Source organism: Pseudomonas sp. FG13 (assembly GCF_057809755.1).
On the sequence record NZ_JBMDKO010000002.1, the window covers coordinates 31,105 to 44,834 of the forward strand.

The window sequence follows — 13,730 nt, forward strand, 5'->3', positions numbered from 1 at the left end:
GATGCACTCTTTTGAATTCTGCTACATGGGACTTGAACATGGATGATCGCCAACCCGCCTTTCCAGGCCGCCAGCCTTCTGCTGCCTACAAAACTCGCGAACAGTTCCTGGGCATACCCAAGCGCGGCCTGGCGTTCCTGTTGGCCAACGTCATGTTCTGGCAACCGATGTGGGCCCAGGCCGACGGCATCGTCGTCAGTGCACCGGGCACCAGCCTCGGTCAGGCAGGCAACGGTGTGCCGATCGTCAACATCGCCAAGCCCAACGGCAGCGGTCTGTCCCACAACCAGTTCACGGATTACAACGTCGGCAGCAACGGCGTGATCCTCAACAACGCCACGTCCCGCACCCAGTCCACGCAACTGGGCGGGATCATCCTCGGCAACCCGAACCTCAACGGCGCGGCCGCCACCACCATCCTCAACGAAGTCAACGGCGGCAGTCCCAGCCAGTTACGTGGCTACACCGAGGTGGCGGGGCAGTCGGCTCACGTCATCGTCGCCAACCCCTACGGCATTGCCTGCAACGGTTGCGGCTTCATCAACACCCCCCAGGCGACCCTGACCACCGGCAAACCGGTGGTGGAAAACGGCCAGGTGAGTCGCTATCAGGTCGACCAGGGTAGCGTCACCGTCGAAGGCGCGGGCCTCAACGCGACCAACGTCGACCGCTTCGAAATCATCACCCGCAGCGCCAAGATCAACGCCGAGATCCAGGCCAAGAACCTGACCATCGTCGCCGGTCGCAACGACGTCGATGCCGCCAGCCTCAATTCCACCGCCCGCGCCGACGACGGCAGCGCCAAACCGCAACTGGCCATCGACTCCTCGGCCCTGGGCGGAATGTACGCGGGCGCCATCAAGCTGGTGGGTACCGAGGCCGGTGTCGGGGTGAAGCTGGACGGTAAATTGATCGCCAGCGGTGGCGATATCCAGCTCGACGCCAACGGGCATCTGAGCCTGGCCGACACCTCAGCCACCGGCGCGGTCACCGCCAAGGCCGCCAGCGCCAACGTGCAAGGGGCGGTCTACGGTGCCAGCGTCAACATGCAAACCAGCGGCGCACTGGATGTGCAGCAGAACATCGCCGCCCGTGACCGGATCAGCTTGAGCAGCGGCGGGCAGTTGACCAACAACGGCGTCATCGAAGCTGGGGTCAATGCGGACAACACTCGCAATGCAGGGGGCGATGTCAGCCTCACCGCGCAGAATCTCAACAACAGCGGCAAGAGCGTGATCGCCAGCCGCAACCTGACGACCAATGTGGCGCAGACCCTGAACAACCAGGGCGGGACGATCAGCGGCGCAGCCACCATAGTCACCGTCGGAACGCTGGATAACCGCAACGCCGGGCGTGTTCTGAGCGACAACAGCTTGAGCCTCAATGCCGGTAGGATCTTGAACAATAGCGGTGTCATCAGCGGCGGTAATATCGTTGGTAACGTCGGGCAGCTCATTAACAGCAATGGCGAACTCTCCAGCCGAACCGATACCGTGCTGACGGTTACGTCGCTGGATAATGTCTCAGGCTTGATGACAGCAGGGCGTCTGTTGGATCTCACCGCGTTCGACACGATCAATAACAGCAACGGCAAGCTCGGTGCAAAACAGGCGTTAGCCGTTCGGGCGCAAAAGCTCGATAACAGTCAGCAGGGTCAGATCACCAGTGAAGGGACGCTGGCCACGCGAGTCGGCTCTCAGCTCAACAATCAGAAAGGCCTGATTCAGGCCAATGGCGCGATGGACGTTCAAGCCTCTCGCTTGGATAACCGCGCCGGAAAAATTTCCAGCCTCAATACCCTGGTCATCAACAGCAGCGGTGTCGATAACCGCGAGGGACTCATTCGCGCCGATCAGGCCGCGAAGCTGTTGGTTAATGAACTGGACAACCGAGCCAAGGGCCGCATCGAAAGCAAGGCTGCATTGAGATTCGAAGGCGATACGCTGGACAACCGTAATGGGGGGCTGATCACTTCGACAGGTGCGATGAGCCTGAAGGCCAAAGATGTGGCCAACGGTGCTGGGCGGATTTCCGGCAAGGGTGATATCGAAGCGACTATCGACACGTTGACCCAACAAGGTGGCGAGCTGGTTGCTGAGGGCAATCTCGCCCTTACCGGTAAGAATCTGGATAACCGCCAGGATGGTTTGGTCGGATCGCTCAAGACGCTGACGATGAACGTCGATCAAATCGACAATCGCGGTGGCTCGCTGTCCAGCCAACTGGATCTGCATATCCAGGGTGCTCGCCTGGACAACAGCGAAGGCGGCAAGGTGCTGTCTGACACTATGCTGGGCCTGAAGGTCGAGCAGATCATCAACGCCACCAATGGCCTGCTCTTCAGCAAAGGCGCAAGCACGCTCAGCGGCATCGGATTGAGCAATATCGGCGGTCGGATCGTCAGCCAGGGCAGCCTGGTGCTGAACTTTGATGACTTCCTCGATAACCAGCAAGGCCTGATCAGCGGTGAGCGTCAGATAACCTTGAACACCGGTCGTCTCGACAATCGTCTGGGCAAACTGTCGAGCCTTGAGGCGATGTCACTCACATCCGTCGGCTCGGTGCTTAACCAGGGCGGTCTGATCGCATCGCAAAAAGGCCTGGCGTTCAGCAGCGCCAGCCTCGACAACAGTGACCAAGGCCTGATCAGCGCGAAGGCTAATTCAACATTAACCACCGGTGAATTGAAGAACCGTCAGGGCGGTAGTCTCGCCACTGACGGCTCGTTGTTATTAACAGCGACGCATCTCGACAACTCGGGCGGGAAAGTCGGCAGCCAGCAACAGCTTCAGGTGTCAGTCACCTCGCTGGAGCAGGACGGTGGTGAGCTGTTCAGCAACGGCGATCTAACCCTGGATCTTAATCATGGTCTGCTGAACAACCAGCGCGGCAATATTCATACGCCGGGTCAATTGCTTCTGAAAAACCTCAATGAGGTGAACAACAGCGGCGGAGAGATTTCCGGCGCAGAAGCCTGGAGCATCGAGGCGCAGAGCCTGAACAACGATGGCGGAAAATTACTGAGCAATGCAAAGCTGACCTTCGTCATCGACCAGGCACTCAGCAATATAAAGGGGTTAATCGCCTCAGCAGGTCTCGACAGCCACAGCGCCACTCTGGACAACACTCACGGAGAAATTCGTAGTCGTGGAGATAGCGATCTCACTATCGCCGATTTTTTTGACAATCAGGCAGGCGTGGTTATCGCCGATAACGGTCTCACGATCAAGGCGGCCAAGTTGGATAACCGCCTGGAGGGATTGGTAGGTGCGACAAAGGCGCTGAACCTGACCGTCGGTCGTCTTGATAACCGTACCGGTGAACTGTCGAGCAAGGCCGACGTGATCCTGTCGGGTGACTGGCTTGATAACAGCGACAGCGGCTACATCCTGGCTGGCGGGAATCTGGCTTTGGCCGTGGGACAGATCATCAGCCGAAACAAGGGATTGATGTCCGGTGATACGGGGCTGACGTTAACAGGAGCTGTTCTGGAAAACGGCGGTCGGTTGATGACTCAGGGTGACCTCGCGATCAGTCTCTCCTCGGATCTCAATAACGATCAGGGCGGCCTTTTTAGCGAAGGCTCGCTAAAAATCAACGCCCAAAGCCTGAGCAACGACGGCGGCACGCTCTCCAGCGCCAAGGACTTGGTGATCGAAACCCGCGATACCGTCAGTAACCGGGCCGGCCAAATGCTGACTGACACGACCCTCACGATCAACAGCAGTGCGCTGGACAACCAACAGAAAGGCATCCTGAGCAGCAAGGACAAACTCAACATCACCACCGGTGTACTGAGCAATAGCCAGGGCAATATTTATTCCGGTGGCCTATTGGAAGTAAGCGCCGGTCAGGTGATTAACGCCGCTGGCAGCATAGGCGCGGCCAATTCGTTAGTGGCCACTCTCCATGGGCTGGATCAAAACACCGGAAAGTTGTTCAGCAAGGGCAACCTGAGTGTTGACTTGAACGGCGGCCAGCTAAATAACCAAAACGGCTTCATTGGCGCACCGGGCCAGTTGTTGCTGAAAAATCTGGGTGACGTGAATAACCGTGGCGGTGAAATTTCCAGCGACCTGGCTTTCGATCTGGTCGCCAAGTCGCTGGACAACAATGGCGGCCGCTTACTCAGCAATCAGAGACTCACGCTGACCATCGACAACGCGCTGACCTCGGTCAAAGGCAAGATCGCTGCCGCTGCGCTGCAAATTCGCGCAGCGAGCCTGGATAACAGTGGTGAGGGTGTACTGCTCAGTGACACCGATCTTGGCGTGACCGTTGATGGATTGCTGGTTAACGACAACGGCACGATCAAGGCAGCAACACAACTGAATCTCGATAGTGTCGGTCTGAACAACCAGGGTGGAACGCTGCTGGGCGGTTCGGGCATCGACATCGATCTGGGACCGGCAACGGCAGATCTGAATAACCGCAATGGTTTGATCAACACCAAAGGTGTGTTGAGCATCGCCCATCTGCATGACCTCGATAATCAGGTGGGCGAAATCTCCAGCGTCAACAGCTACAACCTGACCGGCAACCGCCTGGACAACCGTGGCGGTAACCTGATCAGTAATGATCGACTTAACCTCACCGCTGTGGAAATAAAAAACCAGGGCGGCTTGGTGTCCGGCTGGAATGGTTTGATGGTCGGTGGTGGCGGGCTCGATAACAGTCAGGAAGGTACGGTTTCCAGTTTGCTCGGTAATCTGACTATCGACCTCAGCGGCGCGTTGATCAACCACAGCAAAGGCGGTGTAGCCGGCAAGGGCGAGCTGACCATCACGGCGGCCAGTCTCGACAATACCAGCGGTATTGTGACCAGCGGCGGCAAACAGACGCTGACTCTCACCGGCGGAGCCCTCACCAACACCTTGAACGGCGTGATCGAAAGCGGTGACATCCTGAATATCCATGCAGCCGGTTTGGATAACACGTCAGGCCGTATCTCCGCCAGCAAAGCGCTGACCGTCACGGGTTCCCAACTGAATAACACCAACGGCACTCTGGTGGGAGCAGGTAGTGTCACCCTCGACTTGCTTGGGGCCCTCACGAACGTCAATGGCGCGCTGGGCAGTACCGGCCCACTGGTCATCAAGCGTTCCAGCGGAGTCAACAACCAGGGCGGCCAACTGATCAGCCAGTCCATGTTGAGCCTGCTGACCTCTGGTGATTTGAACAACAGTGGAAGTGGGACAATTTCGGCCGTCGGTCAATTGAGTCTTACCAGTGGCGGCATTGTTCACAACGATGGCGATGGCCTGATTTCCAGCCGTGACGCTGGGATGACCCTTACCGCCGCAGGGCTGAACAATGCCAAGGGCGCGGTGCAGAGCTACAGCGCGCTGAGCGTGAATGCGGGTAATGGAGCCGTCGACAACCAGGGCGGCAAAATCATCGCTCAAGCCGGCGACTTGAACCTTACCGCCGCCAGCCTCGACAGTCGGAGCGGCGTGCTGTCCAGTTTGAGAGGCCTGTTGCAAACCCGCCTGACCGGAGTGCTACGCAACGGCCAGGGCGGCAAGCTCGAAGGCAGCCGTCTCGACCTGCGGGCGTTGGGCGGTATTTACAGTGACGCCGGCCGTATCGCGGCCAACACGGGCGACATCCTGCTCGATGCCGGCGGCAACGCCCTGGACAACGGTGGCGGCGGGATCTACGCCAGAGGAAGGGTGAGCGTCGCGGCCGGTTCGTTGAACAGCAACGCCGGTCAAATCAGCGGCAGCACTATCGAACTCGGCATCAATGGCAGCCTTACCAACGCTGGCGGCTTGGTAGAAAGCGCCACCACTCTCGCCGTGCGAGCCGCCAATCTCGACAACCAGGGCGGTAAGTTGCGGGCGTTAGGTAGCAGTGGCAAGACCGATTTCCAGATCGGTAGCCTGTTCGATAACCGTAACGGTCTGCTGGAATCCGCCAACACCGACCTTACCCTCGCAGCGCCGAGCTTGCTCAACGCAAGTGGATCCATCACGCACGTTGGCCAGGGTGAGTTCGATATTTCCACGACCAACGTCATGAATGCCGGTGGTTCGTTATTGACCCGCGGTGGGTTGACGCTGAATGCAGGCAGTTGGACCAACAGCAGCGTGATCCAGGCCGGGCGCCTGACGCTCAACGTCGACAACTTCACTCAGACTGCCAGTGGCCAGTTGTTGGCTGCGAACCAACTGATAGGCAAAGGCGGAAGCTGGATTAACGACGGGTTGATTGCCAGCGATGGCAGTCTGGATATCCAACTGACTGGCGGCTACAGCAGCAACGGTCGCATGAGCAGCCTGGGTAATCTGACCTTCAAGGCTGCGCAGCTCGGTTTGACGAGCGTTTCGAGCATTGGCTCGGGCGGGCTCGGCACGATCAACGTGGACGGTCTGCTGAATAACGTAGGCGGTCGCTTGACGTCCAATGGGGACTTGATGCTCAACGCCGGGGCGGTGAGCAACACCGGTACGCTCGGCGCCGCCCAGGCGCTCACGATTAACACGAACAGCCTGATCAATAACGCTGGGCTGATCTTTAGCCGCGGCAATATGAATCTGCTCGCCAACGACTTCACGAACCAGACCGGTGATATTTACAGTATCGGAAATCTGACGATCGCTGGGAGGGATGGCGGTCGGGCGAATAACGTCAACAACCTCGCCTCATCAATCAACGTCGATGGTGATTTTTCGTTGTCGGCGAATAGTTTCAACAATAAGACCGAAGGCGTGGTCGGTGAAGAGAAATTCATTTCTGGAGACATTACGTTTGACGGGGCTGCTACGTTCTACGTTAACGAAAGCTATGAGTCGACATCCACAATCTCCGGGCAACAAGCCTCTCTTAACGTAGCAGGTAACCTGATCGGAAATGTTGGGGCCTTCACTAATACTGCATCTCTGATATCCGCGGGTAAAAACATCAAGCTCGACGTCGATACTTTCGACAACTTCGGTCTTCAGTCGGGTAGCTTCATCCGCTCACGGATTTACAAGCTTGGCGGGTTACCCGGCAAGCAAACAAGCTGGATTAGTGCAGACCTACAACAATATGCAGATCGAAATTCCAAGAACCGATATGACTACATCGAAACCTGGCATGAGCCGGACAAGGGCGGAACTCATTGGGATTACACTGCGCTTAATAAACAGATGCTCAACAAAATCAACGCCAAGTTCGGCATTGGCCCTGAAGTCGCGATACCTACCCAGATTCTAGCTGGTGAACTGAAAAAAGATGACCGCATTTTCACCAACGGCGGCGGCAGCGTTTCGTCCATCGTGCAGGCTGGACAAGCGGTAGAGATCAACGCCAAAACCACGATCAACAACGGTAACCTCAACCCTTACACCAACTTTGATGGCACGGCCAAGGCCACGGCTGATACAGGCGTCAACAGCGCCGTCAAACCGACCATTGTGTTTTTGAACCCGCAATTGCCACCGGATTTGGCCCAACAGCAAGTCAACCCGTTGGCGCTGCCTGGTTTTTCCCTGCCGGTAGGCAACAACGGCCTGTTCCGCCTCAATGGGAAGGGCGCTAGCGAGCAGACGAATGTGCCAGGCGAAAGCCGAACCATGGGTTCGGTTACCGGCACGACCGCCGAGCGCTCTGTTGGGGATCCAGCAAGATCTGCCACCGTTCTGCAGTTCGATCAGAACGATCCGGTTGCAGTAAACACACGCGACCTGATCCTGGCGGCTAGTCCGTCGTTGAACCTTAACGACAAGGTTGCCCTGATCAATGTCAACGCAAGCGCCGGCGATGGCCCGGTGGGTGTGTTGTTACCCAACCGTGACAAGAGTGTCTTCGATGTGCCACGCGTCCAGGGGCTTCCCGACACCAGCGTGCGTTCCAATCCGCAAAAATACCTGATCGAAACCAACCCGGCGCTGACCGATCTCAAGCAGTTCATGAGCTCGGACTATCTATTGGACAAACTGGGCTACGACCCGGACACCAGCGCCAAACGTCTTGGCGATGGTCTATTCGAGCAGCGTTTGGTCCAACAGGCGGTGGTCGCTCGTACCGGCCAGCGGTTCATTGATGGCCAAACCTCCGATGAAGCGATGTTCAAATATCTGATGAACAACGCCATAGCCAGCAAGGAGCAGCTCAACCTGTCCCTAGGTGTGACGTTGTCCTCCCAGCAAGTGGCAGCCCTGACTCATGACATCGTCTGGCTCGAAGAGCATGAAGTGAATGGGGAGAAGGTGTTGGTGCCGGTGCTGTACCTGGCCCAGGCCAATAATCGCCTGGCCCCCAACGGTGCGTTGGTTCAGGGCGGTGATGTAACCCTGATTGCCGGTGCGGATCTGAACAACGCCGGCACGTTACGTGCGTCGAACAATCTGTCGGCGGAGGCGGGCAACAACCTCACCAACAGCGGCTTGATCGAAGCCGGCCAACGCCTGACGCTCAAGGCGGGTAACAATATCGTCAACAACGCCGGCGGCATCATTGCCGGCCGCGACGTCAGTTTGACCGCCACCAAAGGCGACGTGATCAACCAGCGGGACGTATACGGTTTTGATACCAACTACGGTGGGACGCTTCAGCACCGGGATATCCTGAACAGTGCCGCGCGGATTGAGGCGGCCAATGATCTCAAGATCGATGCCGGACGCAACATCAACAATATCGGTGGGGTATTGCGAAGCGGAGAAGACCTCAAGCTAATTGCTGGGCAGGATGTGAATATCACCTCGGTCCAGGATCGTCGTACCGATTCGCGCGGCAGCAACTTCCTCAATCAGACCATTACCCAACATGCGGCGGAAGTGACGGCTGGACGGGATCTGTCGATCAGTGCTGACCGCGATGTCGCGATTGTTGCCAGTCGATTGGATGCCAAGCGTGATCTCGTCGTCGATTCCGGTAATGACATTGTTATCACCTCTGCCGCCAACGAGAGCGATTACGTCTCGCGCAGCAAAAGAAGGGCGAATGAAACTCACAGTGTCACCCAACAATCATCGGTATTAAACGCAGGCCGCGACATTGCACTGAATGCGGGTAATGACCTCGGCATCATCGCTAGCCGGATCAAGGCCGCGGATGATGTCAGCCTTGATGCCATACAGGACATCACTGTTGCGTCGGCCAAGGACGAGAGTTCTTCCTACTACTACAGGAAGAAGAAAGGTTCGTTCGGTCGAAGCAAGACGACCCAAAAAGAAAGCTATGAAAGCGAAAACGTCGCTTCGGTCATCGAGGCGGGTCATGACCTGACCGTCAATGCGTCCATAGATGACGACGGAGCCGTCAGCCTCGATGGAGGACGCAATGTTGCCATTATCGGTAGTCAATTGAATGCCGGTAATGATCTGGTGGTCGGTGCAACCCAAGACGTAGCCGTTCTATCCGCTACGGAGGAGTCTGGCAGTTACACCAAGAAGACCAAGACGGGTCGGTTTGGTATGTCGAAAAGCGGCAGTAGTCAACTACAGACATCTGTCACCCAGATTGGAAGCGAGTTAAACGGCGGGCACGATGCGGTCGTCATTGCCGGACGCGACGTGCGTCTGAACGCGAGTGAAATCAATGCCAATCACGACGCCGAGCTGCACGCCGGGCTGGAGGACAAAGAAGGTGATATTACCCTCTCGTCTGCGGATGACCAAGCCTACAGCCGCGCCGAGAAATACAAGAAGAAAGTGGGCATGTCGCTCAAGGACACTATCGGTGCATTCGCAGGTACGCCAGGGTTAGGGGCAGATATCACAGTCGCCGCTTCACAAAAGGGCGGTCGAGAGGTAGTCAGCTCCACCAGTATTGGCAGCCAGGTAAATGCTGGGCACGATGCAATTCTCGATGCAGCCCGTGACATCAATGTTATCGGCAGTGGGCTCAGTGCTGATAACAATGCTTCGCTAAAGGCCGGTCGCGATGTCAACGTGGTCGCGTCGATCGATCAGCAGCGTAGCAATACCTGGAAGACAGATAAAAGCGTAGGTCTGAAGCAGACCATCGACAGTAATGCATTCTCAACATTTGTTGGCAGTGAAACCATCCAACACGGCGTCAACAGCAAGGGATACTCCGCCGCAGGTAGCTCCATTGATGCGGGAGTGAACCTCAGTGTAGATGCTGGTCGCGATATAAATCAGCAAGGCTCCGATCTGGCGGCCGAGAACAATATCCGCTTAAAAGCCGGTCACGATATCAACATTGATGCCAAGGAGGAGGCCAGCCAGGTCACCATTACTGACAGCATTAAACGCAACGGCCTTACGGTGACGACCGCCTACAACATTGGCAACACGATTGACGGACTCAAGGGCACCGGCAAGGGAGAGGACGGTGTCAGCAAGGGCTCAAGCGTACTCAAGGCGGTGGATACCCTTGACCAGTTCTTCAGTGGGCCAAAGTTTGACGGGCATTTTGGTGCCTCCAGTGTCAGCTCCAGTCACACTCAGAGCTCCGTGACGCAACGTCCGTCCACGCTTTTGGCGGGCGGCGATATCGCGTTAGACGCAGGAAACGACGTCAGTGTCAGTGGTAGCCAGTTCAACGCCGGTCGAAACATCAACGTCAGCGGCAAGAACATCACGTTGGATGTTGCCCATGGCTCAGACAGCAGCGAGGGGCATTCCACCCAGAGCAAAGGTGGTGTCAAGGGCGGCACCACAGGTGGCTTCAAGCTTGGAGTAGGTGTCAGCAACGCAGGCACTGAGGATAAATCATTCCAAGGTTCCTCTTCGCCGACGCAGTTAACTGCAGGCGGCAATGTAAATCTCGACGCGAAGAATGACCTGACCCTGATCGGAACCCAGGCAACCGCGGAGCGCGACATCTCCCTCAAAGCCGGTAACGATCTGAACATTCTTTCAGCGCAAAACGCTTATAGCAGTTCTCATGATCGACGCAGTTGGGGAGCAGAGGGCGGCATTATCGCTGGTCAGGATGGATTCGGGGTCTATGGCTCAGTAAACGTCGGGATCGGTGATCTGAACCGCGAAGGCGTAAGGCAGCAAGAGGCGTATCTGTACGCCGGCAACAAACTGGGCTTCGAGAGCGGACGTGATACCAACATTGCCGGCGCTACTTTGCGCGGTGATGAAGTCATAGGTGACGTTGGCCGTAACCTCACTGTGACTTCAGTACCCAACACCGGCAAGGTCGAGGGAAAGGAGTTCGATGCCAGCCTCACCGTCGCGGTCAGTTTCGGCGCGACCGTCAGTGGCTCGTTGGGTTATGGCGAGACTAATGGCAAGACCAATTGGGTTGAAAACCAGACGGTCATTAACGGTAAGAACAAAGTCGACATTCATACCGAAAAGCACACCCAACTCGATGGTTCGGTGATCACCGCCGATAACGGTAACTTGAAGCTCGATACTGACACCCTCGGGTACCGCAATATTACGGGTAAGGACAATGAGCACGGTTACTACCTCAATGTCAGTGGCAGTTACGGTGGCGGCAATGGTTCCCAGGCAGATAAGCCAAACAAAGGCATGGAAGGCGAGAGCAAAAACAGTTGGGCAATCGAGGGTTATAACTACAAAAAGGATCGGGAGCAGATTCTCAATGCCACGGTGGGCTCGGGCCAGGTTGTCGTGCGTAACGACAAGACCGCAGGGCAAGACTCTACGGCCGGTCTTAATCGTGATTTGAACCAAGCCTATGTTGTCACCAAGGATAAAGAGCATCGTACGGATCTGTATGTGAGTAGTTCCTCAATCGATGCGGTCAGCCATCCGGTCGAGACGGTTAAGAGCTGGGGTGACAATGTCGTCAACTTCAAGGAAAACATGATCAAGGAGGCCCAGGCCGGGGTTGATTTTATTACAAATCTGGATCGAGCAATTAGTGCCCAATTGGTGGATGCTAATGATGTTCCTCAAGCGCTTATCGATAAGTTGGGCAGTGAGCAAGCACTTGCTGTTACCAAGAACTTTGTTCGACAGGGACTTGATCCAGAGCAGATCAAAATATTGCCTGTCGCCGTTCTGGATGGGCTGGCGGAGTTTGCAAGACAGATAGCTGATTATGAGAAGCTCGTAGAAAGCTGCACCGCGAACAATACCTGCCCGAACATGACGGCTCGCGAGCCGAGCGGGCCTGATAAACCTAATTCTATTGCACTTCCGCCTATTCAAATTTCAGAGAATCTCGTTACTCACGGGCAGTTGGCCTTGAATCAGGTCTTGGATCTGATTGATCTTGCCAGAGGCATGCCCACGGAAACAGTCGAAGCCACTATTGTCGGCATTCAGGCTCTGATGGGCCCTATGAAGTTCTTTTTGAGCATGACCGCCAATGGGCTGCTCAACGCCGCATATGGCCCTGAAATCGACGAATTGAAAGATTTGGGGGCCATCAAGGTGGCATCGAAGTTGACTGGTGAATCTGAGGAGGATCTGGCTAAGAGCCACCAGACGGCCAAAAGTGAGCATGAGAAGGGGAATGACGAATACCAGTACGACGGGGACGCTAACGTTGTTGCGAGTCGTTTTCTGATCGATGCGGTATTGGGAGAGTTTAAGTCTCTTGGTATAAAGGGTGGTGAAAGGGTATTGTCGGTTGTAGGAAAAAGAGGCGGCAAGCAGACAGTCAATGAACCACCATCTATACCTGATAGAACTCCAATAAAAATTGAAAAAATGGAAGATTTCTTCAATCAGCCTGGCTTTGGAAGTGAGTTGTCAGACGGGGTAAGAAAAACATCAAAAAGAGTTCAGGGACAGCCTGTTTTCAAAGCGACAGCTAAAATAGGTGAGAATATCAAGAAAGGTGATCAGGTGTATTTGGATAATTTGCACAAGGATCATCTTGAAGTGTTTGATAAGTTTGATAATGTAAAATTTGTCTTGAACTTGGATGGTTCGATAAATGTGGATAAGACTAAAAAAGTATTGGCGGAAGGGAGGAAGTTGAGGTGAGTGATCTGAATGACTTGAGGAAGGTTATTGCTAGGGTGGTAGCGGCGAAAAGAGGGGTGTTCGATGGCGCAGAGTGGGAGGCGGATTATAGTCTGGATTGGGATGATGAGTTTTTAGAAAGATACGAAAAAGGAAGAGATAGTATCGCTAGAGCGTTGGCGGCATTAAATGCTGGTGATTCTGTTGAGTTGCAGGCAGCTTTAGTAATAGGGCGTGCAAACTTTCTTGATCTGTCGAATTTTTTTAGGGATATATATGACGATCTGGACGTTTTGGCTAGATTAGATCTATAAGAAATTTACCACCCGTCCAGCCGTGCGCAGGAAGTGCTGTTGCGCTTGCTGGAAAGTTACCGTGGGTATTTCATGGTCGACGATTACGCCGACTATAACGCGTTGGCGTTGCAGCCAGGTATGGAACGTCTGGCGTGCATGGCCCATGCACGACGCAAGTTCGTGAATGCGCAAAAAGTGCAGCTCAAGGGTAAAAACGGACGGGTCGATATCGCACTGACAATGATCAACAAGCTGTACGACATCGAACGCGAGGTCAAGGACCATCGATGAACAGCGGTTTATCGGTCGCCAGGAGAAAAGCCTGCCGATCCTGGCGCAACTGAAAATCTGGCTGGATAAAACCCGGAACTGCTCGCCAGAAATGCCACAGTAAACCGTTGACCCAGTGTTGGGCAGGTGGGGTTTATGGATCGCATACGATCCGCCGAGGTGTCAGGTTTAGGGGCTGCTGCGCAGCCCAGCGGGAGCAAGCTCCCTCGCCACAGGATTGCTGTGTCAGGAAGCGGAATGAGTCATTCATTTGTATCGGAAGGATCACCGGTCCCGAAACGAAACATCCCACAGC

2 protein-coding genes and 1 pseudogene are annotated in these 13,730 nt (G+C 55.5%); all 3 read left to right on the plus strand.

Annotated elements, in window-relative coordinates:
- The first annotated feature begins 38 nt into the window (after nt 1–38).
- A complete protein-coding gene (locus ACODTO_RS02690; protein WP_489105934.1) occupies nt 39–12,869 on the plus strand; it encodes a hemagglutinin repeat-containing protein in 12,831 nt (4,276 codons plus the stop codon).
- On the plus strand, nt 12,866–13,162 hold the full coding sequence (locus tag ACODTO_RS02695; RefSeq protein WP_176563011.1) for a hypothetical protein: 297 nt from the start codon (nt 12,866–12,868) through the stop codon (nt 13,160–13,162). Before ACODTO_RS02690 ends, ACODTO_RS02695 begins: the two co-directional genes overlap by 4 nt.
- 9 nt (nt 13,163–13,171) lie before the next feature.
- Nucleotides 13,172–13,514: pseudogene (locus tag ACODTO_RS02700) on the plus strand (IS66 family transposase); the annotation flags it as partial.
- Nucleotides 13,515–13,730 lie beyond the last annotated feature (216 nt).